Source organism: Okeania sp. SIO1H4 (assembly GCF_010672695.1).
Taxonomy (GTDB): domain Bacteria; phylum Cyanobacteriota; class Cyanobacteriia; order Cyanobacteriales; family Microcoleaceae; genus Okeania; species Okeania hirsuta.
Window position 1 is genome coordinate 68,842 of the sequence record NZ_JAAHGB010000003.1, and the last position, 23,235, is coordinate 92,076.

The 23,235-nt window shown below is 38.0% G+C and carries 17 protein-coding genes and 2 pseudogenes; 15 read left to right on the forward strand and 4 right to left on the reverse strand.

Going from position 1 to position 23,235, the window contains the following annotated elements:
- Window positions 1-9: 9 nt before the first annotated feature.
- The 6 genes from F6K06_RS01445 (at window position 10) to F6K06_RS01470 (ending at window position 10,925) form a co-directional block, all read left to right on the forward strand.
- Window positions 10-1,518 carry an FAD-dependent oxidoreductase gene (locus tag F6K06_RS01445; protein ID WP_124143041.1) on the forward strand — a complete coding sequence of 503 codons (1,509 nt, stop codon included), beginning with the start codon at window positions 10-12 and terminating at the stop codon, window positions 1,516-1,518.
- A 1,877-nt stretch (window positions 1,519-3,395) separates the two neighbouring features.
- Window positions 3,396-4,694, forward strand: a complete 1,299-nt coding sequence (locus tag F6K06_RS01450; protein WP_124143040.1) for a pitrilysin family protein — start codon at window positions 3,396-3,398, stop codon at window positions 4,692-4,694.
- A 1,059-nt stretch (window positions 4,695-5,753) separates the two neighbouring features.
- Window positions 5,754-6,329, forward strand: coding sequence for a PEP-CTERM sorting domain-containing protein (locus F6K06_RS01455; RefSeq protein WP_287242283.1), 576 nt, complete (start codon window positions 5,754-5,756; stop codon window positions 6,327-6,329).
- A gap of 739 nt (window positions 6,330-7,068) precedes the next feature.
- Window positions 7,069-7,665: a proprotein convertase P-domain-containing protein gene (locus tag F6K06_RS01460; RefSeq protein ID WP_287242281.1), complete on the forward strand. Its 597-nt coding sequence runs from the start codon at window positions 7,069-7,071 to the stop codon at window positions 7,663-7,665.
- 172 nt (window positions 7,666-7,837) lie between these two features.
- The gene (locus F6K06_RS01465; RefSeq protein WP_287242279.1) at window positions 7,838-9,541 is read left to right on the forward strand and encodes an NAD(P)/FAD-dependent oxidoreductase; all 1,704 of its coding nucleotides are present in this window, start codon (window positions 7,838-7,840) and stop codon (window positions 9,539-9,541) included.
- 559 nt (window positions 9,542-10,100) lie between these two features.
- Window positions 10,101-10,925 carry a PEP-CTERM sorting domain-containing protein gene (locus F6K06_RS01470; protein ID WP_287242277.1) on the forward strand — a complete coding sequence of 275 codons (825 nt, stop codon included), beginning with the start codon at window positions 10,101-10,103 and terminating at the stop codon, window positions 10,923-10,925.
- A gap of 336 nt (window positions 10,926-11,261) precedes the next feature.
- On the opposite strand, the gene F6K06_RS01475 is transcribed toward F6K06_RS01470, so the two are convergent.
- Window positions 11,262-11,402: a hypothetical protein gene (locus F6K06_RS01475; RefSeq protein ID WP_287242274.1), complete on the reverse strand. Its 141-nt coding sequence runs from the start codon at window positions 11,400-11,402 to the stop codon at window positions 11,262-11,264.
- Window positions 11,403-11,406: 4 nt separating this feature from the next.
- Between F6K06_RS01475 and F6K06_RS01480 the strand changes: the two genes are divergently transcribed.
- The 4 genes from F6K06_RS01480 to F6K06_RS01495 all read left to right on the forward strand — a co-directional run bounded on the left by F6K06_RS01480 (window position 11,407) and on the right by F6K06_RS01495 (window position 14,330).
- Window positions 11,407-11,628, forward strand: coding sequence for an AbrB/MazE/SpoVT family DNA-binding domain-containing protein (locus tag F6K06_RS01480; protein WP_287242272.1), 222 nt, complete (start codon window positions 11,407-11,409; stop codon window positions 11,626-11,628).
- On the forward strand, window positions 11,580-12,074 hold the full coding sequence (locus F6K06_RS01485) for a type II toxin-antitoxin system VapC family toxin (RefSeq protein WP_287287498.1): 495 nt from the start codon (window positions 11,580-11,582) through the stop codon (window positions 12,072-12,074). Before F6K06_RS01480 ends, F6K06_RS01485 begins: the two co-directional genes overlap by 49 nt.
- A gap of 142 nt (window positions 12,075-12,216) precedes the next feature.
- Window positions 12,217-13,245, forward strand: a complete 1,029-nt coding sequence (locus F6K06_RS01490) for a C39 family peptidase (protein ID WP_124143037.1) — start codon at window positions 12,217-12,219, stop codon at window positions 13,243-13,245.
- 455 nt (window positions 13,246-13,700) lie between these two features.
- Window positions 13,701-14,330 (forward strand): PEP-CTERM sorting domain-containing protein, encoded by a 630-nt coding sequence (locus F6K06_RS01495; protein ID WP_287242268.1) that lies wholly within the window; start codon window positions 13,701-13,703, stop codon window positions 14,328-14,330.
- Between the two features lie 626 nt (window positions 14,331-14,956).
- Here the strand turns inward: F6K06_RS01495 and nadC are convergent.
- Window positions 14,957-15,454: pseudogene (gene nadC / locus F6K06_RS01500) on the reverse strand (carboxylating nicotinate-nucleotide diphosphorylase); the annotation flags it as partial.
- 317 nt (window positions 15,455-15,771) lie between these two features.
- Window positions 15,772-15,858, reverse strand: a pseudogene (locus F6K06_RS34485) (IS200/IS605 family transposase); the annotation flags it as partial.
- Window positions 15,859-16,492: 634 nt separating this feature from the next.
- On the opposite strand from F6K06_RS34485, the gene F6K06_RS01505 reads away from it, so the two are divergent.
- Entirely contained in the window at window positions 16,493-17,461 is a 969-nt protein-coding gene (locus F6K06_RS01505) for a ribonuclease T2 (RefSeq protein ID WP_124145163.1), read from the forward strand.
- A 3-nt stretch (window positions 17,462-17,464) separates the two neighbouring features.
- Entirely contained in the window at window positions 17,465-18,472 is a 1,008-nt protein-coding gene (gene hpnA / locus F6K06_RS01510) for a hopanoid-associated sugar epimerase (RefSeq protein ID WP_124145164.1), read from the forward strand.
- Between the two features lie 409 nt (window positions 18,473-18,881).
- Here hpnA and F6K06_RS01515 read toward each other — a convergent pair whose 3' ends face one another.
- A complete protein-coding gene (locus F6K06_RS01515) occupies window positions 18,882-19,223 on the reverse strand; it encodes an NfeD family protein (RefSeq protein ID WP_161564539.1) in 342 nt (113 codons plus the stop codon).
- A gap of 678 nt (window positions 19,224-19,901) precedes the next feature.
- On the opposite strand from F6K06_RS01515, the gene F6K06_RS01520 reads away from it, so the two are divergent.
- The 3 genes from F6K06_RS01520 to F6K06_RS01530 all read left to right on the forward strand — a co-directional run bounded on the left by F6K06_RS01520 (window position 19,902) and on the right by F6K06_RS01530 (window position 22,933).
- The gene (locus F6K06_RS01520) at window positions 19,902-20,636 is read left to right on the forward strand and encodes a tRNA1(Val) (adenine(37)-N6)-methyltransferase (RefSeq protein WP_124145165.1); all 735 of its coding nucleotides are present in this window, start codon (window positions 19,902-19,904) and stop codon (window positions 20,634-20,636) included.
- A gap of 25 nt (window positions 20,637-20,661) precedes the next feature.
- A complete protein-coding gene (gene cmoA / locus F6K06_RS01525) occupies window positions 20,662-21,417 on the forward strand; it encodes a carboxy-S-adenosyl-L-methionine synthase CmoA (protein ID WP_124145166.1) in 756 nt (251 codons plus the stop codon).
- 853 nt (window positions 21,418-22,270) lie between these two features.
- Entirely contained in the window at window positions 22,271-22,933 is a 663-nt protein-coding gene (locus F6K06_RS01530) for a glutathione S-transferase family protein (RefSeq protein WP_124145167.1), read from the forward strand.
- Window positions 22,934-23,235 lie beyond the last annotated feature (302 nt).

A 23,235-nucleotide genomic window follows, 5' to 3' on the forward strand; every position in this document is an offset into this window, starting at 1 on the left:
AAAAGTAGCATGACAATAGGAACTAAAACTCCAAAAATAGTAGTAGTTGGTGCTGGTTGGGCTGGTTTAGGAGCCACTCACCACCTAGCCAAAAATGGCTATGACGTTACACTCCTAGAAGCTGGCCCTTATCCCGGTGGTTTAGTCGCTGGTTGGAAAACTCCCGGAGGCCGTTCTGTAGAAGTGGGCATACATGGTTTTTGGTATCCTTACCATAACATATTTTCTCTTGTCAAGAAGCTAAACCTCGATCCATTCACTCCCTGGACTCGTTCAGCTCAATATTCTCCTGCTGGGTTAGAGGTAGAATCACCTATTTTTCAAGACTTACCACCTTTTCCAACACCTCTTGGTACTTTTATTTATACTCAATTTAAACGATTACCTTTGAGCGATCGCCTTTCTGCTCTGCCACTGCTTTATTCTGTGATAGATTTTGATAATTCGGATGAAGCTTGGCGAAGATACGACGCAGTAACAGCGAGAGAATTATTCAAACAATATGGCGTGACAAAAAGATTATATGATGATGCTTTTAATGCCATGTTATTAGTTGGTTTATTTGCTCCAGGAGAACAATGTTCGGCTGCTGCTGCATTGGGAATGTTATATTATTTTATCCTAGCTCACCAACCAGATTTTGATGTTGTTTGGTGTCGGGGTACTGTAGGAGAAATGATATTTAAACCTTGGGTAGAAAATATCGAAAATCTAGGTGGAAAAGTTCTGACAAAACGGCGAGTTACTGACTTAATTGTTGATGATAATGGCAAAGCAACAAAGGTTGTTTGTGAAGACCAAATATTTGAAGCAGATGCGGTTATTTTTGCTGTTGGTATTAGTGGGATGAAAAAGATTATGGCAGGTAGTGAAGCTCTGCAAAGTCGTCAAGAATTTAGGAATATTAATAATTTAGGTGGAGTTGATGTATTGGGAACCAGATTATGGTTCGACCGAAAAATTTCAATTCCTCGTGCTTCTAATGCTTGCTTTGGATTTGATACAACTACAGGTTGGACGTTTTTTGATTTGAATGCTTTACACGACGAATTTCGCCATGAACCAGGAACAGTTGTAGAGGTAGATTTTTATCATGCTAATCAATTTTTACCTTTGAGCGATGGGGAAATTATTAAAATGGTACAGACATATTTAGCAACTTGTATTCCAGAATTTATAGAGGCAGAAATTATCGACCAAAGTGTGGTTAGAGTTAGAGAAGCAGTCACTCACTTCTTTCCTGGAAGTTATCAATATTTACTTCCTGCTAAAACAAGTTTTGACAATATATTTATGAGTGGAGATTGGATTGCTAACCGTCACGGTTCATGGTCTCAGGAAAAAGCTTATGTAACAGGTTTAGAAGCAGCTAACTTAGTAGTAGATAAGTTTAAATTAGGACAGAAAGCTAATATTATTCCCGTGGAAAAAGATGAAGAGCATATTCAATTTGCCAGGACGATAAATAAGTCGTTCAGAGAGATAGGAAAATCAATATTTCCTAATATTTGGTTGTAATATAGCAATCACCATGCTGGTGAGGTACAAAACTCTAGGCAACAGGCAACAGGCAACAGGCAACAGTCAACAGGCAATAGGCAATAGGCAATAGGCAACAGGCAACAGGCAATAGTGAAGTAAAGACAAGAGTGTACCTCATGCTTACTGAGAAACGCTATATAGCGCTTTTCACCCCTATGAGGTACATCAACGATCCCCCTAGATCCGCGTTAAAAAGGGGGACTTCCGGTCTCCCCCCTTGTCAAGGCAGGGTCAATTTATTGACAAACTTTATTGTCACGCTTAGAAAAATTGATAGGGAGATGGGGAGTGTGGGGACCCACCCCTAACCCCTCCCTGGAGGGGAATTTGGGGAGATGGGGAGATGGGGAGATTCTTATATAGCAATGTGCGCTGGCATATTTACACATTATTTTTTGTACACCTTTTCGCTTACTGCACTTTGAGCTGGACATTGTAAATACCTGAGCGCTCATTGCTATATTTGCACAATTAAATGTATTTCATATCCATATAAATATTCTCTGAGCACAATGAATTAGCCCTGCCCTTGTCAACGGGCAGGGTCAATTTATTGTCACGCTTAGAAAAATTGATAGGGAGATGGGGAGTGTGGGGACTGTGGGGAAATTTGTATATTTGCACAATTAAATGTATTTCATATTACAGCACTTTTTAGGATAATGAGGTATAGCTTCAAAGATTTATCTTTTTTTCCCTACTCCCTACTCCCTAAAGTCCTAAAATTTTGTACCTCATCAACTCCAAAACTGCTTTAATATTCTCTGACGACAAAGAATTAGCCCTGCCATCAACGGGGGTGGTGAAAATTGTCTGGGGTTTGTAGACATGGAGTGGCCGGTTGTTGACTATCCATAAGCAATTAGACCTTCAGCATAGCTGCCTTCTTCAAAGCAGTCGAAGGAAAGGAGACCGACAGAGCAAAAGCTGAAAACTCAGACAAAGCAATATTTTTCCCTCTTCCCTCTTCCTTCTTCTCTCTTCCCTCTTCCCTTCCCTCTTATATCATGTTCGGACGGGTCAGTTATAAATAAAACAGGATTACGCATTTTAATGGAAAAACACTATATATACCATAGTGCTATAGTTTTTATCTACTATATGTAGTGCCTTTGCGTAAGCCCTGTAAAATTTAAGGACTGACAGTACCGACAGTACCAAAGAAATACTGAAATTATCAATACTATTGTGCAATATTTCATAAGCATTCCTCCTTTCTTCTCTCCTGACTCCTGAGGACTGACTCCTGAGGACTCACAACAGTTATTTATAAGTAGGGCTTGCTGATTAAATATCAAAGCATTTACAGATAAAGGTTGTAGCCTTTTTAGGGTCGAATTGCAGTGCGCCTGTTTCAGTCTAAAACACTCAAAAAGTTAGTATTTTAGGCTCATAGTGGGGCAGAAAAATCCCAAATTGACAAAACTTAGCTCCTACCTCCTCGCTCCCGATCCATTTCTCCTGTCTTCCCCTCCTGGGAGGGGGAGGGGCGAGGGGTGGGTTGTCTCCAGTATAGCTGTCTCCTACCCTCACCCATAAGACTTTTTCAGCAAACCCTAAGTATTCAACCGTTAGCGTAGCTCCCCCGGAGGGGGAACATGATATTACTTCTTCTGTCTTCCCTCTTCCCTCTTCTTTCTTCCTTCTTCCCTCTGCTATAGGACTTACGCACTGACCATAGATATAGTTCTTTGTGGGTTACGCTACCGCTAACACACCCTACCAATAGCGTTCATGCGTAAATCCTGAATTATTTCTCCCCGTTCCCTGTTCCCTGTTCCCAGATCCGGTGTTCCCTCTTTTGGAGGAGATGTCACTATATTGAGAAAGGTAAACCACAGAAAAAATCAAGAATGACCTCAACCCTAGTCCAACCAACCCTCGAATCTCTCAACGCCCCTACTATCCACCAACTACCAAATGGACTTACTATCATTGCCGAATACCTACCAGTTGAAGCAGTTAATCTCAATATTTGGCTAAACGTTGGTTCTGCAGTTGAATCCGAACCAATCAATGGTATGGCCCATTTTCTTGAGCATATAATTTTCAAAGGCACTCCCAAACTCCGTGGTGGTGAATTTGAACGCTTAGTAGAACAACAAGGTGCTGTAATGAATGCCGCCACTAGTCAAGACTACACCCATTTTTACATTACCACTGCTCCTAAAGACTTTGCCAAATTAGCACCTTTGCAGTGGGAAGTACTCCTAAATGCCAGCATTGCAGATGACCCTTTTGAAAGAGAGCGGTCTGTTGTACTAGAAGAAATTCGGCGCTCAGATGATAACCTTAACCGTCGTTGTTACCGAAAAGCGATTGAAACCGCCTTTGAAAAATTACCTTATCGTCGTCCGGTATTAGGTCCTGCTGAAGTTGTTTCTCAACTGCAACCCCAACAAATGCGCGACTTTCATCAGACTTGGTATCAACCTGGTTCTATGACTGCCACTGTAGTCGGAAATTTACCAGTAGAAGAATTAATTGATATAGTCGCCAGTTCATTTACCGAAGCACAAAACAGCAAAAATATTCCAGAAATACCTCCACTACCACCCACAAATAATTTAACCCCAGAGCAACCTTTTACAAAAATAGTTCGCCATGAAGTAGTTGATGAAGCTCTTCAACAAGCAAGGTTAATGATGCTTTGGCGAGTACCTGGGTTAACTCAATTACATGAAACTTATACCTTGGATGTGTTGGCAACTATTTTGAGTCGAGGGAAAACATCTCGCCTGGTGCGTGACTTACGAGAAGAGCGAGGTTTAGTTTATTCTATTGGTGTGAGTAATATGAGTCATCGTCATCAAGGAGTTTTCTATATATCTGCTAGGTTGCCAGAAGAAAATTTAGCCGAAGTAGAAGCAGCGATCGCTCACCACATACATACTATTCAACAAGAGTCGGTGACAGAAACAGAAATTCAACGTATTCGGACATTGGTTGCCAATAGGTTTGTTTTTGCCAATGAGACACCGAGCGATCGAGCTAATTTATATGGTTACTATCACTCAATAGTGGGAGAGTTAGCACCTGCGCTCAGTTATCCTCAACATATTCAGGCACTCGACTCGTCTGATATTCAACAGGCGGCATCAAAATATTTGTCTGTTGATGCTTATGGAGTAATAGCGTTTCGACCTAAGTAAGTGTAAAAAGTTAGGTAGTTAGGTAGGGTGCGTTAGGCAGTAATCATATTTGTGGTGAATTACTCTCTGGAAAATTTCTGCCGTAACGCACCAAGCAATCAAAATTGGCAGTAATCATATTTGTGGTGAATCACTCTCTGGAAAATTTCTGCCGTAACGCACCAAGCAATCAAAATTGGCAGTAATCATATTTGTGGTGAATCACTCTCTGGAAAATTTCTGCCGTAACGCACCGAGCAATCAAAAATGGCAGTAATCATATTTGTGGTGAATCACTCTCTGGAAAATTTCTGCCGTAATATCATATCCGGATAATTAGTGATCAGAAAACTCTCTCCTTCAACTCCAGTTCTTCTTCTTCCTTCTTCTTTCTTCCCTCCTGACTCCTGACTTCCCCTCCACGATCGGGGGAGGGGCGAGGGGTGGGTTGACTCCTGAGGACTCCGTAGTTATCATTTTCTTTGTGGGTTTAATACCCCACCGTCTACACGGTGTTCAAAATTACTTGGGGTGAGAATCCCCATGTAATTTTCCTCCTGTCTCCTGTCTCCTGTCTCCTGTCTCCTTCTTCAATTATTTATCACTGTTCAACCGGACATGATATAACGCACCAAGCAATCAAAATTGGCAGTAATCATATTTGTGTTGAATCACTCTCTGGAAAATTTCTGCCGTAACGCACCAAGCAATCAAAAGTAGTCGTCTGTTAAGATTCAATTGTTGGTCAGTGGGAGCATCTTGATCCCGTGCATGAAGGTCTAGTTGCCTGATATCAGCAAGAATCTCAGATTTTTAATCAGACTTTTATCTTAGGACTCCAAAACTTCCCGGATACACTATCCAATCTAGCTTCATCAAAACTTCATAATCCCTCTTGGCATAGCTAGACACTTCAAACCCCTATCTCATAATTAATTCCACTGATTTTAACCACTAAAAATACCATCGTCATTTTTGAAGATTTTGTAAAGTATAGTCACAAGGAGTTGCGGAAATTTCATGGGGGGGGGTAGACTAACCTTTAAGTCAATAAAAATAAGTTTTACAAGGGAATTAATTATGTTTAAACATTTTTCAATCGCTGCTGTTGGCGCTGCTATCACTACTTTTACTGCTGTTTCTGCAGCTAGTGCTGCTACTTTTGGGTTTTCTTTCAGTAATGAAAATGGTATAGTCAATGGTACTGTTGAAGGTACTATTGAATTAATTGAATCACCTGTTCGCGATGATCGTTTTTTAGCTACTTCAGTTATAGTTACCTCTAGTCCTGACTTAGGATATAATCTTCCCCTAAATATTTTTACAGATATAAACCAACCTACTGCAAATATTTTTGCTGTTGTTGGGGGGGAAATTAATGCCTTAGCCTTTTTCTCTACCAATGGGACTGAAGGGTTATTTCTTCGGCTTCTTCCTGTTATTACAGAAACTGGGTCAGAGTTTATTGGATTTGCTGGTTTAACCTCAGTAGGTACTCCTAATCTGTTTTTTGGAGTTGTAGATTTAGATGGTTCGACCCTTACCTTTACCTCTCTTTCTACAACTATCCCTGAAACTGTCCCTGAACCGGGTACAATTTTAGGATTATTAACCGTTGGTTCATTAGGTGCATTAACTCGCAAACGCGAAGCATAAACCTAAGTGCTTCAGGTGCAACTTCTCACTCTATAAAACCTAATTTAATCAGGACTTACACACTACAACGTATTTTCGTCATTGCGACCGACAGGGTTTGCGTAGCAGTCCGGAACGGAAAGCAATCTCAAATCCTAGTTTTTCCTACCTCATGGGTAAGTCCTGTTAATGATACCTACAAATATTTGATTTTAGAGAGATTCACCTGAAAGTGTTAGGTGTGTCTCTCGAATTTATTTATGCCCTGCAATATTTTCTATTTGTGGTGAATCACTCTATTGAAAATTTCTGGCGTAATATCATGTCCGGTTGAATAGTTTAATTAAAGCTCTACTACAAACAAAAACTTTTTGATTGCTCATGATCCGGACATCATATAATGCACCGAGGAGTCAAAATTCCCGGCAATTAAGCCATCAGTTACATCCGTTACTAACATGACTTTTGGAAGTCGCCACTACATCTATAGGACTAACTTGAAGACGTAATCATACAAAGATCACACCTTAATATCCGGAAAGAGTTATGTCACTTCATAAAAACTTAATAATTACCTATTCCATAGCAATACATTAGAATCTCTACTCCTAATATATTTGGTTGATTTTCACTACGAAAAACACTGTAGACATTTTTAAAGATTCGGTAAAGTAGAGCATAAGGGGGTTGCAGAATTTTCGGGGGGGGGGTAGATTAGATTTGTAGGCAATAAAAATAAATTTTCCCAGGAGATTTAATCATGTTGAAAAAATTATCAATCGCTGCTGCTGGCTCTGCAATCGCTACTTTGACTGCTGTTTCTGGTGCTAATGCTGTTAGTTTCTCAGGTTCTGGTGGTCTAGTTCCTCCTGTTGGTACTTCTGGTTTATTTGAAAGTTCCATTACTGTCACAGACGATATAACAATTGATGATATTTCTATTGATTTTAATGACCTTACTCATACATGGAGTGGTGATTTAATTGTAGATTTAACTTACGATGATGGTGCAGGAACTGTTATTACAGCAGGTGTATTTGATAGTGTTGGTGGCCCTACTGATTTGAATGGAAATTACACTTTTGCTGATGGTGGTAGTCAGTTTTCTCCTGCTCTTCCTGGAGGAATTTCTTCTCCTGATGATAGCTTCTTAGATGCTTTCGCTGGTATTAATGTAGCAGGTACTTGGACTTTAAGTATTCTCGATCAATTTGGTGGCGATAGTGGTTCTCTAGGTAGTTGGGATTTGAATGTTGAACCAGTTTCAACTCCTGAACCTGCTTCCTTGTTCGCTTTATTCGGAATAGGTGCTTTAGGTGCTACTTCCCTCAAACGTAAACAAAAAGAAAAAGTGTAGGTTCACAGGTCTAATTTTTTGCGAACCTACCTCATCAAATAAAACCTACCTAAATTATATCATCAAACATTTGTTTGTAAGGGTGAAATCTACAAGGAATTTGTACGCGAAATATGTATGGGTATCATTTACTTATGCCCATACATTACTATGAATTACAACTATAACAATCATGTCCAATAAAAATTACGATGTGGCAATTATTGGTGGTGGACCCGCAGGTAGTACCACCGGAACTTTACTCAAAAAATATAACCCTAATTTAGAAGTATTAATTTTAGAAAAAGCCAAATTTCCCCGCGACCATGTAGGAGAAAGTCAACTGCCTCAAATTAGTGCTATTCTCCAAGAAATGGGATGTTGGGATAAAGTAGAAGCAGCTAATTTTCCGATTAAAATTGGAGCTACTTATCGTTGGGGAAAAACTTCTCAACTTTGGGATTTTGATTTTCTCGCAGCAACAAAATTTCAAGATGAACCCCGTCCTGCTGAATACAAAGGACAGCGTAAACAAACAGCTTTTCAAGTCGATCGCTCTGTATATGACAATATTCTCTTAGATCATGCTCAAGATAATGGTTGTGAAGTTAGACAAGAAACAGCAGTTACTAAAGTAGATATAGAAACAGACCAAGTTAAAAATTTGCATTTAAGTAATGGAGAGCAAATTAATGCCCGTTATTATATTGACGCTTCAGGACATATCGGCGTATTGAGAAGGGTTTTAGGAGTAGAAACAACAATTCCCACAAGATTACAAAATATAGCAATTTGGGACTATTGGACAAATGCAGAATGGGCTGATGAAATTGGCGTGGGCGGTACAAGAGTCCAGGTAATGAGTTTAGCTCATGGTTGGATTTGGTTTATTCCTCTAGGTCCAACTCGTACAAGTATTGGTTTTATTTGTCCGGCTGAACATTACAAAAAACTCAAAAAACCACCAGAAGATATTTATCAAGAAGCACTCAAAAGTGAACCTCGTATTAGTGAATTAATTGCTAATGCTACTAGCAGAGGTAAGATTGAAACAACAAAAGATTGGTCTTTTCTCTCAGAAAAGTTAGTAGGAGAAAATTGGTTTTTAGCAGGAGAGTCAGCAGGTTTTGCCGACCCAATTTTAGCTGCGGGTATGACTTTAACTCATGTGAGTGCTAAAGAAGCAGCTTATACAATTTTAGAACTAGAACAACAAAAACACGACGCTACCTGGTTAAAACACCACTATGAAGATAACCAAAAGCGACGCATTAAACAACATATTCGTTTTGCAGATTATTGGTATGCTGCAAATGGTCAGTTTAGCGACTTACAGAAACATTGTCGAGATATTGCTAAAGATGCAGGATTAAAATTAACTCCTGAAGAAGCTTTTCGCTGGTTATCTCAAGGGGGTTTTACCAATGATATTTTAGGTCAAGCAGTTATTGGAGGTTTTGATCCTACTTCTATGAAACAAGTAATGCAAAGATTTGCCCAAAAAGATTCATCTTGGGAAATTAGTGGTTACAACATCTTTAAACTAAATCTTGAAGGTGCAAAACAAGAAGATTTACCTGTATATAATAACGGTCGTATTGAGAAGATAAAATCCTATGTTAAAGATGAACAAAGACTTCCCTTAACAGGTTTCTATGCTGCATTAGTGAAAATATTAGAACGTACTTCCGATATTCAACAAATATCAGCCTTATTAAAAAAATCTTTAACTTCTCAGTATTCACCTCAACACACTCAAGTTGCCTTTAACCATGCCTTACAATGTTTAGAAGTCATGGTTTCTGAAGGATGGGTAACAGCAAAAATAGACAAGAAAAAACCCAAATTACAACTTTCTACTCCTACAGAAGGAGCTTTAATTCATGCTCATTCTTAGTCATCTCAAGAGTATGTAGCAGATTCGGGATTAATGTGGTACAACCGACGGGGTAAATATTTTTTGCTTGTTCGAGACCCTACTACCTATTTTCATCAATATATGTACTTCGTGTCTTAAGTAAGTGTAAAAAGTTAGGTAGTTGGGAAGAGGGGGGAGAGGGTGGAGAGGGGGGAGAGGGTGGAGAGTAGGGGACCTAGATTCTACCTTTTTCCCCTATTCTATATTCTCGATCTCCTGAGGAGGTCCTCCTATGCCACTTTGCAAAGATACGCTCAGGGCTTCTATAGGACTAACTTGAAGACGTAATCATACAACGATCACACCTTAATATCCGGAAAGAGTTATGTCGCTTCATAAAAACTTAATAATTACCCATTCCATAGCAATACATTAGAATCTCCACTCCTAATATATTTGGGTGATTTTCACGACGAAAAACACTGTAGACATTTTTAAAGATTTGGTAAAGTAGAGCATAAGGGGGTTGTAGATTTTTCGGGGGGGGGTAGATTAGAGTTGTAAGCAAAAAAAATAAATTTTACGAGGAAATTGAATCATGTTGAAAAAGCTTTCAATTGTTAAACAACTACCAATAGCCACAGCAACAGTAGGGTTAATGATGTTTGCGGGAACTGCTCAAGCAATAACAATCTCTGTATTTGATAATAGCAGCTTTGTAGACACTACTGGCGGATTTCGCAGCGAGTCTGATACAATCCAGGCTACATTAACAAGTCTAGGTTACACAGTCACAACTTTTACAGGTATCACTGAGGCTGATTTTACAGCTGCTGGTGCTGCGGATGTGATTTTGATTCCTGAATTAGAAAGGGGAAATTTAGCTAGTGTTCTTAGTACATCTGCTAAGACAGCAATTTCTGATTATGTTTCCTCTGGTGGTGGCTTTGTTACTATGGAGACGGGAGACTTCAGAAGTAATAACTTGGTAAACGATATCTTTGGCTACTCTTTGACTGGCAGTTTCGTTGGGCTTTCACCTACATCAACAAAGAATAGCACAGCAGCTAGTGGTACAGCTTTTGCTGAGGATCCTGATTTTCTCCCATCGCCAAGTACCACATATGGGGTAAATACGAGCAGTCTATCTGAAACTGCCTTATCTATCTATGAAATTGGAACAAGGTCTACTGTATGGGTTGATAGCTTTGGTTCTGGCCGTGTTGCTGGTCTAGGATGGGATTGGTTTAATGCTGTTCCACTAGGATCGGTAGATGGTGGCTGGCCTACTGTGCTTGACAGTGCTTTGACAGAAGTGTCAGATACAGTTTCAACCCCTGAACCAGTTTCCTTATTCGCTTTATTCGGAGTAGGTGCTTTAGGCGCGACTTCCCTGAAGCGCAACCAAAAAAAAGAAGTATAGGTTCACAGGTCTAATTTCTTGCAAACCTACTTCACTTTTAAAACCCAACTACAATTATATCTTCAAATATTCGATTGTCAAAAAATACGCGTAAAAAAAAGTTAGGGAGCATCTATTGACTTTCTTTTTTTACCTATGTAGGCTAAAAATATTAGCTAATGGTTTAAAGCGATCGCTTTCTTCCCAGAAGGCGATCGCTTTCCCAAAAGCCACCCTGTGCTAACCTAAATTTGGGAACTAATATCATGTCCGCTTGAATACTTATACTTTAGTGGAAGGAAGGCAAAGGGCATCTATGCTGGAGGCAAAAGGGTTTCTTCCAATTGTGACTTAATTCTATACACGCTCCGATGCTACCGGACATGATATAACTACTACATCTATATGACTAAAGTCGTTACTACGAACGAGCAATTGTTGACACCAACGCCCCAGGTATGATAAAATTTTATCCTCACTTAAACGTATCCAAACCAATTTAATGACAACAACCAAACTTGGAGAAGAATATAAAATAGTCATTCCTCCAGAAGTACGCGATACCCTAAAATGGCAACCAGGCGATCGCCTAGAACTAAAAATCGTTGATGACACTATAGTTATAGTCCCAGAAATGAGCTATACATCGCGCCTCTTCGGCAAACATCGTCAACTATGGCAAGACGAAGATGCCATCAACTACATTCGCTCTCAAAGGGAGTGATGGCGAGATTAGAAGAACTAGAAGGAGCAAAAATAGCTCTAGACAGCGTAATTTTTATTTACGCCTTAGAAGGTAATGCACAATTTGGCGATCGCGTTATCAAAATTTTTGAGGCCATCAAACAAGGAAAGTGTCAAGCTTTTGCTTGCGATTTTGTTTTGGCAGAACTCATGGTCAAACCTTTGCGTGAGGGGCAAATTGAAATTGCCCAAGAGTATGCAACGCAGCTACCAAAATTCCCCAATCTCACCTTCCGCAGTATTACCAGGGCAACAGTAATTAGAGCAGCAAACTTAAGAGGAAGCAGTAATTTAGGTTTAGTAGATGCCTTACATCTGGCAACCGCCATAGAAGCAGGATGGACGGTTTTTCTGACCAACGATACTGCTTTACGCCATCCCAGTCCAGGTATAGATATCTGGATGCTTGCAGATATAGAAAATTAAACAAATAACAATAACTATTCCCCAAAACTTAAAACAAACTAAAATTCAAGCTAACTTGTCATAAATGTCCCATAATTTGGTCTAGTCCAGAGAATAGGATATTATAGCTCCTGATTACTATTTCCTATTATATAAACCTAATATGGAACTTAAAGACTTTCTGGGGACAGACCTTAAATACGACGTAAAAACCCTCGCCGATGATGAACACCTCACCCGCGAGATTCAGGCCATACTCATTGACCTAAATATGCTTAACCCTCCAATAGATGGCATATTTGGCCCATTAACCACAGCAGCACTTCATCGATTTCAAGTAGATCAAAAAAGTGGTGAAGCTGGATATTTAGGGGAGAAAACTATCAAAAAATTGTTCGATGCAAAAGAAGTAAATATTCCTGCATCTCTAATCATATTAAAAACGAAAAAAGACACTATCCTGAAATCAAGACCCCTTCAATCTTCTCAATTAACTGAGTCAGAAAAACATCATATTCCTGCTAATCAAGAGTTTGAACTTTTAGCTTACGCTACAGTGAGAAACCACTTCCGGATTGCCTTTCGTAACCATAAACACAACAGTTCAGGAGTTTGGTATATCCATGAAAAACACATTGAAATTTATGAAAATAATCAAATTGTGCATCCTAAGCACAAACCAAATACTATCAGAATTAAAGTTCCCTACAAACCAAAACTAGACAATTGGTATAATCCCACAGGTTTATGTAATATTACTTCAATCGCTTCCTGTTTAGAGTTTTTGCAGGCTAATCGTAGGTCTAATTATGGTCAATTTGAAGATGAACTTTATGAATATGCTTTAAGTCAAGGTTACAGTCGTCATAATCCACATCATTTAGTTAAAATTGTTAGAGATTATGGATGTCAAGATACTTTTAAAACTAATGCCACAATTGAAGAAGTTCAAGACTACCTAATAGCAGGAAATCCTGTGGCTATACATAGTTATTTTACTTCTTTTGGTCATCTGATTGTCGGTGTTGGTTTTGATAATGAAGGATTATTTATCCATGACCCCTATGGAGAATGGTTTTCTACTGGATATCGTACTGACCTAAGTGGTGCTTATTTACATTATTCTTATCGATTCATTCGGAATGTTTGTATGCCAGATGGGAGTTTCTGGGTACATTTTATTTCAAAGTAGAAGCGATCGCGACTGGAGCAATGTGAAAGATTTGCCGAGTATTTTGTTAGGAAAGCAGTCTTAATGTATTAGAGATTGCTTCCTTATCGATTGCAATGACAACTATTCAATCAAACTGGATATTATGCCCCTAATTTTAACCTTGAAAAACAACCATTGACCAAATTAAAGATTATTCAGAGTTGAGGATATTAATTAAACTTTTATTGTATCACTCCCTGGTTTGCTGGATAAATCACCAAATCTTAACTTCATCAAAATTTCATAATTGCTATTACTGTACTTATAACCTCAAAGGCTTATTTAGTAATTGATGGTAGTAATTTTAAATGCTAAAAATACTTTCTTCATTTTTAAAGATTCTGTAAAGTTTAGCCAGAAGGAGTTGCGAAAATTTCGGGGGGGGGGTAAGTTAAATGTGCTAGGCAATAAAGTTTTCCAAGGAAATTTATATTATGCTCAAGAAGTTTTCAATAGCTGCTGCTGGTGTAACAGTGATTAGCTTTCAAACTATCCCTGCTCATGCAGCACAATTCAATTTTACTTTTGATGCTATTGATGATAATAATTTAGCAGAACCTTTTGTAGGCAGTGGGGTACTCAGCTTTGACGGTGATCCTGAGGTTGGAATATATACACTAGATAGTTTGAGCAATCTTGATATGAATTTCAGCTTTGATGATGGTTCCTCTTTTGATATAGGAGATCTAAGAACAAATTTATCTCTTGCTGGAATTTCAATCTTCGATTTGGGAGCAGGTGAACTTGGTCTAGTTTTCACTGGTGATTTTAATGGCTCTATTGTTGGTGGCTCTATTGATTTTCAGAATGACTTTGATACTGTGTTGACGTTTGAACCTACAGGTTCGATAGATAATCCTATTGGTTGCTGTGGTGGTGATGGAGTTACTAACCTATATGCTAACTTATTACCTGACGGAAATTCTTTTGAAACTTCTTTCTTTGGCAGTTATACTGCTGTTTCTTCGGTAAGCACTCCTGAACCTGCTTCTTTATTAGGTTTTTTGGGAATAAGTATTTTAGGTGCGAGTTCCCTCAAGCGCAATCAAAAACAAGAAGTGTAGGTTTACAGGTCTAATTTCTGGCGAACCTACTTCACTTTTTAAACCTAACTACGTTATACCTTCAAATATTCCATTGTAAAGAGATGCACCTAAAAAAAGCTTAGGAAGTATCTCTTTACTTTTTCATCCAATATTCTGTTTAGCAAAACAATTGTCATTACTATATTACAGCGGTTTTCATTTGGGTAGACCACAGTAGGGAGGTTTCATGGAACTTCCCTATAAGGTTTTGGTTGTGACGTGAGGTTATGCACCTGAAAAGCGCTTTAAGCTAAAGTGAAATTTTAAATAATCATATCAAAGGAGGCAGTATCTGTTGAAAAAAGCATAGAAATCAGGTTTATATTAAATGCCTCACTACACTAACATCTACCTCCCATAAACCCAGTTTCTGATAACACTGCAAAGCAAGCAGATTTGATATCAGAAGTAATAAACAAGTAATAATTTTTATAGCTTACCTTTTAACTATTAGACATCTTCAGAAAAGAGGGAACACGGAACAGGAAACAGGGAAAAATAATTGATTTTATTTTTAATTTTTGGAGATGTCTATTAAAAGGATAATAAGGATTTCTTGACAGATATCCTTACATATTTAGGATTACCTATAAATTAAATATTGATTAAACCACCTTTTCTACTTTAATACTTAAATCTAACCAAGTTGACCGAGTAATAGAAGCGCTTGTAGAAATATAATCTACTCCTGTTTCGGCAACATTCCTAATAGTTTCGAGGGTAATATTTCCCGAAGCTTCAATTTTAATCCGACTATTGTTTTGCCGAATCATTTTAACTGCTTGCTCCATCACTTCAACAGACATATTGTCAAGCATAATAATATCCGCTTGATGCTCCAAAGCAGTCTCTACTTCTACTAATGTTTCTGTTTCTACTTCAATAGTTAAAGGATAAGGTATTGTTTCTTTGACTTTAGCGATCGCCTCTCCAATACCTCCAGCAGCAGCAATATGATTATCTTTAATCATCACCGCATCATCCAGACCCATCCGATGATTTTTTGCCCCACCAACTTGAGTGGCATATTTTTCTAATATTCTCAGACCAGTCGTTGTCTTCCGAGTATCAACCAGTTGCACTTCCAGATCGGCAATTTTATCGGAGTTGCTTAAATGTAATGATAATTAGACATCTACTCCACCCATAGGGAGTAGGCAACTTTGCTGTAGGCAGTAGGGAACCCACCCCTCGCCCCTCCCCCTCCCAGGAGGGGAAAGAATTGATAATTTCTTTGGGATTATAGATATTGATTTTTGATTCTTGGAGATGTATATTATACGACGGATTGTTAAATACCTTTCACAATCTAAATTTTATATCTAAATTTTATCAGTCTACTACTGGACTGACACGGAAAAATTTCGGGAGTTTGGTAGCCTCGTAACTTTAGTTCGGGGCGGAAAAACGAGCGGCGGTTTCAACCGCCGTGATCAGGGTCATTAATGTATTCCAAAATCTTAGCGGTGCTGACCTTCCCCGTAGTGTCATAAAAATAGCTGTGAGTCCNATTTATACTGGATAAACTATTAATATTTGTGTCTAATTATGACATCGAATCATAATTATACACGCATCATTCATCCAGACACGCTCATCATAGATTATAGTGCTGGCCTTCTGATGCGTTTAGGTAAATACGCCGTTGTCTAATTGGTCAGTGGAGACAGTGGCGATCGCTTTTTTAGGTAACAAAGAACAATAAGAGTTTATGCTTAGTTACTTTTATTGCGTATGTCGCAATAGGAGTTTTTACTTATAGTTGAACACTATGTAGAAAAGGAATTTTCTACATAATACTACTGACCACTAAAGCTTGGCATTTGACAAAAAGATGATCGACAATTGATTTTTTAGTCCATTTGACAGGGATGAAATGAAAAAGTTACTATATTTTTAGTTGAGAACCTCGATAAATAAATAGTAATACATTTTTAGTCATTTATTAGTAGTTAATAGTGGCTAAGAGATAGTTTTTCATCTTTGCATAGACCCCCATCGACGCGGGTCGGAGAATCGCTGAAACCCTAATCCCTTAAAATCTTACCTTTGACTTTTGACTTCTTCCTGATACTTGTGCGCTGTCCCTTTGTTCAGATATATTGAAATAGTTCTGCGACCAAAATAATAAAGGAGACTCAATGAGATTAATCATCGCATTCCTATTATCTTTTCTACTGTTGGGACAAAGTCCAGCTTTTGCCTTCTATCAAATTGATGGGGATTTCACAATAAACAATAATTGTGAAGCCTACACAAGCTTCAGAAAGAAAACTGGACCTGTCACTCTTGAAACTGGAAAGGTTTACCCAGTCTTAGGGCGAAACAAAGAAACTGGAGACTACTTTAATATCAAAGTGGATGGACAAACTAAATGGGTCAACAAGAGCTGTGGTGAATTTAATCCCGACGGACAAAGTATCAGTGAAGCAGAAGGAGACGACACAGAAATACTCACTGGTCAAAGCTGCCCTATAGAACGTTGTATAGATAAATATGTTCTTGCCATTAGTTGGCAACCTAGTTTCTGTCAAACAAAGCAAAGTAAACCAGAGTGTATTTCCCAAACAGCAGAACGCTACGATGCCACTAACTTTACTTTACATGGCTTATGGCCCGATAGAGCATCCTATTGTGGTGTGTCTTATGAAGATAAAAGTAATGATAAGCAGGGAGAATGGGATGATTTACCCCCATTGGATCTGGATGAACAAACAACTTCTGAGTTGGCAGTATTAATGCCAGGAGTAAAGTCTTATCTGCATCGTCATGAGTGGGTCAAACATGGAACTTGCGATGGACGAGATGAGGATACTTATTATGATATTTCCCTAGACTTACTTCGAGAAGTGAATGATTCTGAGGTACAGGAGTTGTTTGCGGAAAATATTGGTAAAATTATTACTCGGTCTCAGATAGACACAGCTTTTGAAAATTCTTTTGGAGAAGGAGCTGCTAAAAGTGTCAAAGTAAGATGTAGGGACGGCTTGTTTTCTGAGTTTCAAATTAAAATGCGTAGACCTCTAGTGGGAGACAAGTTAGCAGATATTTTGCTGCCGACAAAGACAGGGTTCTGCGATGATTTGCTGGTTGATGCTGCTGGGTTTTAGAAGTTGAAAGCTTTTGTTACTGGTGGCAGTGGTTTTATTGGGGCAAACTTGGTCCGGTTGTTGTTGCAGCAGGGTTATACTGTTCGATCGCTTGTTCGCCCCACAAGTTGTCTAGATAATCTCCATGGTTTGGATGTGGAGGTTGTGCTGGGTGACTTAAATGACTCCCACTTATGGGAGTTGATGGTGGGGTGTGAGGTTTTGTTTCATGTTGCTGCTCATTATTCTTTGTGGCAAAGGGATAGAGAGTTGCTTTACAGAAATAATGTGTTTGGTACGCGCAATGTTTTGGAGGCGGCACGACGAGCGAAAATTGAACGGACGGTTTATACGAGTTCTGTTGCTGCTATTGGGGTGGGGGTTTCTGGTGCGGTGGTTGATGAGGGTTATCAGTCTCCACTGGAGAAGTTGATTGGTGATTATAAAAGGTCTAAGTTTTTGGCGGAGCAGGAAGCGGTGAAGGCGGTTAATTTGGGACAAGATGTGGTAATTGTTAATCCTACTACTCCTGTTGGTGCTTGGGATATTAAACCTACTCCTACTGGTGATATTATTGTGCGATTTTTGCGTAGGCAAATGCCTGCTTATGTAAATACTGGTTTGAATATTATTGATGTTCAGGATGTAGCTTGGGGACATTTGTTAGCTTTGGAAAGGGGGAAATGTGGCGATCGCTATATTTTGGGAAATGAAAATCTGACACTTAAGGCGTTACTAGATTTATTGGAGGAAATTACGGGTTTAGCTGCTCCTAGACAAACTGTTCCTGTTTGGTTGCCTTTAACTGTGGCATGGGTTGATGAAATAATTCTGGGAAGTTTGGGGAAACTACCTTCTATTCCTGTGGATGGGGTACGAATGTCTCAACAACGAATGTATTATGATACTTCTAAAGCGGTGAATGAGTTGGGTTTACCTCAGTCTTCGATTAGAGTTGCTCTTCAGGATGCTGTTGATTGGTTTCGGGTTTATGGTTTGAAGGAGTGGGGGAGTGGGGGAGTGGGGGAGTGAGGGAGTGGGGGAGTGATATCAAATCCGGTAGCATTGGTCTTATTCAGCATTATTAAGATTGTAGGGGCGAATGGCCATTTGCCTCTACTGACGTGCTAATTATCAAAAATGTCATTGCCCCTGTGTTAATTACTTACAGCAGTTTTCTAGTTGATGAGGTACAAAGTTTTATTGCTCTAGGGAACAGGGAATAGGAAATATAAGAATAGTCCTACAAGTGTACCTTACTATCCTCAAAAGTGCTGTAATAATTGAAGTTTCACCTCACAAAAGCATTCTTTTTTCACTCAAATTCTCTAATTTTCATAACTACTAAATCTTTGTGATTTTCTCTCCTCCTGACTCCTGACTCCTGACTCCTGACTCCAAGAGACTTAACCAATCTATAACTGTTTAACAGGATTTGATATTACAACAAAATAAATAATAGTAGTAAAAATTTACCAGCAAATAATAAAGGTGTTGGTAATGGTAATTTTTTATCGCTTATATCAGGAGCGATATTATCGTTATTGGGAATAGTATCTACAATGAGAGTGATACCATGGTTACCTAAAACATATACAACTTCTCCTGTATTAACTGTAAGTTCTTGGATACATTTAGCATTCCATAAACTACCCCGATAACGAACTCTACCAAGTTGATTTGGTCGAATTATTTCATCAACTACTGCCTCTTTAGTCATGGATAACAAATATCGGTTATTTGTACTAGAAGTTTTGACAGCACAATTAAAATTATTTAACATCGATAGCTCTTCTCCTATATATAAAATTAATTGTAAGGATTACCTGTAGAAAAAATGGTAATTATTAGTTTCTCTATGACTTTTGGTTGAAAGTTTTTAGTATAATATTCTTCTGTAGTCTGTAGTCTGAGTCCGCTAAAAATTTATTTTTTACTTTTGACTTATTCAATATAGATAGTCTTCACCAAATGAAACCTCTAATTGCCAACTACTATATAATAATTGGTGTTAATTTTTTCTACATTTGAAGCTTCAGTCATCTAGGTAGTAAATCTGGAACTTTTAGTCAAAATTAGAAATTTTATAAATTCCTTGCAGAAGGAAGAAGGAAGAAGGAATAAATTTTAAGTTTTTGATATGTCGCGCCCTTTTCTTCGACTGCTATACTAGGCAATCAGAATTGATAAATTTCCAGAATGAAGAAAAAATAAATATTTTGCAGGTTAATCCTGAAAAATATAAACTTAATAGATATTATTTGTATTTTTCCGAAATATGGAGATAGTGAGCTGATATACTAGGTATTATTTTTTATATTATGTTTGGTTAAATATTTATACTTTGGTAGAAGAAAAGGAGCAAGTTTTTAACGGAGTCAGAAGTCAAAATTTAGATAGGAGAGCCTTTTTTTACCTACCACCTTCTTCAATGATATATATTAAGGAGAGAAATTAGAATATGGGAGGAAATCAATTTCGATTTAAACAGTTTACTATTCTACAAGACCAATGTGCAATGAAAGTCGGTACTGATGGTACTTTATTAGGAGCATGGGTAGATATTTCTGGAGCAGAAAAAATTTTGGATATTGGTGCTGGTACGGGCTTAATTTCTTTAATGCTGGCACAGCGTTCACGTCAGCGGTGTGGAACACTATCCCTTGCTCAAATTGATGCTGTAGAAATTGATGTTAACTCATCTATTCAAGCTAGAAAAAATGTGGAGCGATCGCCATGGTCAGATAGGATTAAAATTCATAATTATTCTATTCAGGAATATGCAGAATCTTGTCAAAAACAGTACAATTTAATAGTATCAAATCCACCTTTCTTTGAAAATGCTTCTAAGGCTGCAAAAAAAGCCAGGACAATTGCCAGACATACAGACTTTCTTTCGCAAACTGATTTATTACAAACAGCAGTTCAACTTTTGTCTGACACAGGTAAATTAGCTGTAATTTATCCGGTAGAGCAAGCTAAAAAATTTCAGATAAAAGCACGATATTTTGGATTATTTTGTCACAAAAAACTATATGTAAAATCCATGGCAGAAATTCCAACGAAGCGAATCTTGATGGAACTAAGTAAAAATCAATTACCCCCTCAAGAAAATACTCTTATTATTGAAGCTAAACAATATTTATACACCCCTGAATTTATCGCATTAATCAAAGACTTTTACCTAAAATATTAATCTCCTTCCTTCTTCCTGATTTAATATGACTGAATCACTAGAGACAGAACTATATTTAAGTTCAGAAAAAGACGAATTATTTGAAAAAAGCCCCTGGCCGAAACCTTTTACTTTTAATGCCGAAGTAGTCAAAGTTTTTGATAATATGGTATCTCGTTCGGTGCCTCTATATAGAGAAGTTGTAGCAGGTGCAGTGCATTGGACGCGGGCATATTACCAACCAAAAACACGCATTATTGATGTGGGGTGCTCCACAGGTACTTTCCTAGAATTATTGGGGCGATTTTTGAAACAGCCAGCAATTTTAGTAGGAATTGATAATTCTCAAGATATGCTGGATAAAGCTAAAGAAAAATTAGCTCAAATTCAAGATCTTCATCAGATAGAGTTAATTTGTGAAAATGCAGAAAATTACTCTTTTGAAAATAGTAGTGTGGTAGTGATGAACTACACCTTACAATTTTTATCTCTCCCTCAACGACAAAAATTATTGCAGGCAATTTATCAAGGTTTAGTTCCTGGTGGTTTGTTATTTATAAGTGAAAAAATTAGGTCTAGTTGTCCTCAGTTCCAAGAACAAATTGCCCGCCACTATGAAGCTTTTAAAGCTAAAAATGGTTATGCTCAGAATGAAATTGAACGAAAAAAAGAAGCTCTGGAAAATGTATTAGTTCCTTTGACAGAAATTCAACAATTACAAATGTTAAACGACAGTGGTTTTCAACAAGTAGAATCGCTGATTAAATTTCATAATTTCATCTCGTTTGTGGCATTAAAATAGTTGGATTAAATTAAAAAAGGGAGTAGGGGAGTGGGGGAGTAGGGGAGTGGGGGAGTAGTAAACATAAGAGTAATTAATACTAAATGGCTAATAATTATCAAAAATGCTATTCCACCTGTGTTATATCATGTCCGGTTGAATACTTATAAATAAATGACGAAGGAGTCAGGAGTCAGGAGGACCGAGTCAGGAGGGAAGAAAGAAGCAAGAAGAAAGAGGAGGAAAAGGAAAAAGAGGAGAAAGTTTTTTGATCGCTAATTATCCGGACATGATATTAATTACTTAATAATTGAAGTTCCACCTAAGAAAAGCATTCTTTTTTCACCCTTAGTAATCTATATAGATGTTGCATCCAACGTCCCTACTATTCTCTGTTCCCTGTTCCCTGTTCCCTGTTCCCTAAGCAGGAAAATCATAGCTAAATTCACCAACGCCAATTTTTCCTACTTATTTAGGCTGACTATTAAATATACAATTAAATATACAATTAATTTTATACCAATTTCATCAACTTAGGCTACACTACTTATCTTATTCTTTGTGTGAAATAATTCCCTGAAATTACTGTAGCGTCAAAGTTTTAAGCTGATAAAATCTTACTTTTAACTTTTGACTTTTGACTTTTGACTTCCGTGAAACGGTATTACTTGACTACTTACAGCGTATTTCAGGTTTATGAGGTACACTCGCAACAATTTTACAGCACTTTTTAAGATGGTGAGGTACAGTTCAATATTAATCTATATCCCCTCTTCCCTACTCCCTACTCCCTACTCCCTACTCCCTACTCCCTACTTCCAAAATGTTAATATTAGCAGAACATATCCTATTCATCAAACTGTGAGGTTTTCTGATGTTGACTCTTTATCACACCCCAATATCTCCTAATTCCCGTCGCGTCTGGGTGACATTGCTAGAAAAAGGACTTGAGTTTGAGCTGGTAGAACTTAAACTGAGTGATGGAGAACAATTTCAACCGGATTATTTGGCCATTAACCCTTTCCACCACATTCCTGCTTTGGTAGATGATGGCTTTAATGTAGTGGAATCTTTGGCAATTTTGGACTATTTAGAAGCCAAGTACCCTACTCCTAATATGTTGCCTCAAGATGTCAAAGACCTAACAATTGTGCGAATGGTACAAATGGTTAGTGTTAATGAATTATTGCCTTCCATTGATGCATTAGTACCAAGAATATTTGATTTACCAGGAGAGGATTTAGAAAAAGTTGAGAAAGCGCAACAGAAAATTGCTACAGCACTAACATTTTTTGAGAAATTATTGGGCGATCGCTCTTATTTTGGTAGTGACAATTTAACTTTAGCTGATGTTGTTGCTGGAACAATTGTTCCCTTATTCTTAGTAAGAGGTGGTATTTCCTTGGTTGAATATCCTAAAGTAAGTGCTTGGTGCGATCGCTTAATGGCACGTCCAACATGGCAAGCTTCTGAGGCCACACCAGAAGCATTTGAAAACTTCAGGTCTATTCTGGTAGCTCGAATGCAACAAAATTGAAGAAGATGTTCAACAATTAATAATTAATAATTAATAATTACCTCTCCTTGAAAAGAAGAAGATTGACGGGGAGCGTGAAATTTTTTTCTTTTTTCTCCTCTAAAGGAGAGGCTTTAAACCTCAATCATTCGGTAAGTGGTAGGTTTTAGGTATCATATAGAATCAGGTTATACAGTATATGTTTATAATTCTATCAACACTTCAATAGACTTGTCGCTTTATAACTTAAAAAACTCCCAAAAACCCTGGTATGTCAGGATTGTAGCTATTTAGGGGAAAAATGCTTAGAATTATTGCTCTGT

What these genes read in the sequence shown, in the direction of transcription:
- F6K06_RS01445 (WP_124143041.1), top strand. Translation starts at nt 10, where the DNA reads ATGACAATAGGAACTAAAACTCCAAAAATAGTAGTAGTTGGTGCTGGT.
- F6K06_RS01450 (WP_124143040.1), top strand. Translation starts at nt 3,396, where the DNA reads ATGACCTCAACCCTAGTCCAACCAACCCTCGAATCTCTCAACGCCCCT.
- F6K06_RS01455 (WP_287242283.1), top strand. Translation starts at nt 5,754, where the DNA reads ATGTTTAAACATTTTTCAATCGCTGCTGTTGGCGCTGCTATCACTACT.
- F6K06_RS01460 (WP_287242281.1), top strand. Translation starts at nt 7,069, where the DNA reads ATGTTGAAAAAATTATCAATCGCTGCTGCTGGCTCTGCAATCGCTACT.
- F6K06_RS01465 (WP_287242279.1), top strand. Translation starts at nt 7,838, where the DNA reads ATGTCCAATAAAAATTACGATGTGGCAATTATTGGTGGTGGACCCGCA.
- F6K06_RS01470 (WP_287242277.1), top strand. Translation starts at nt 10,101, where the DNA reads ATGTTGAAAAAGCTTTCAATTGTTAAACAACTACCAATAGCCACAGCA.
- F6K06_RS01480 (WP_287242272.1), top strand. Translation starts at nt 11,407, where the DNA reads ATGACAACAACCAAACTTGGAGAAGAATATAAAATAGTCATTCCTCCA.
- F6K06_RS01485 (WP_287287498.1), top strand. Translation starts at nt 11,580, where the DNA reads ATGGCAAGACGAAGATGCCATCAACTACATTCGCTCTCAAAGGGAGTG.
- F6K06_RS01490 (WP_124143037.1), top strand. Translation starts at nt 12,217, where the DNA reads ATGGAACTTAAAGACTTTCTGGGGACAGACCTTAAATACGACGTAAAA.
- F6K06_RS01495 (WP_287242268.1), top strand. Translation starts at nt 13,701, where the DNA reads ATGCTCAAGAAGTTTTCAATAGCTGCTGCTGGTGTAACAGTGATTAGC.
- F6K06_RS01505 (WP_124145163.1), top strand. Translation starts at nt 16,493, where the DNA reads ATGAGATTAATCATCGCATTCCTATTATCTTTTCTACTGTTGGGACAA.
- F6K06_RS01515 (WP_161564539.1), bottom strand. Translation starts at nt 19,223, where the DNA reads ATGTTAAATAATTTTAATTGTGCTGTCAAAACTTCTAGTACAAATAAC.
- F6K06_RS01520 (WP_124145165.1), top strand. Translation starts at nt 19,902, where the DNA reads ATGGGAGGAAATCAATTTCGATTTAAACAGTTTACTATTCTACAAGAC.
- cmoA (WP_124145166.1), top strand. Translation starts at nt 20,662, where the DNA reads ATGACTGAATCACTAGAGACAGAACTATATTTAAGTTCAGAAAAAGAC.
- F6K06_RS01530 (WP_124145167.1), top strand. Translation starts at nt 22,271, where the DNA reads ATGTTGACTCTTTATCACACCCCAATATCTCCTAATTCCCGTCGCGTC.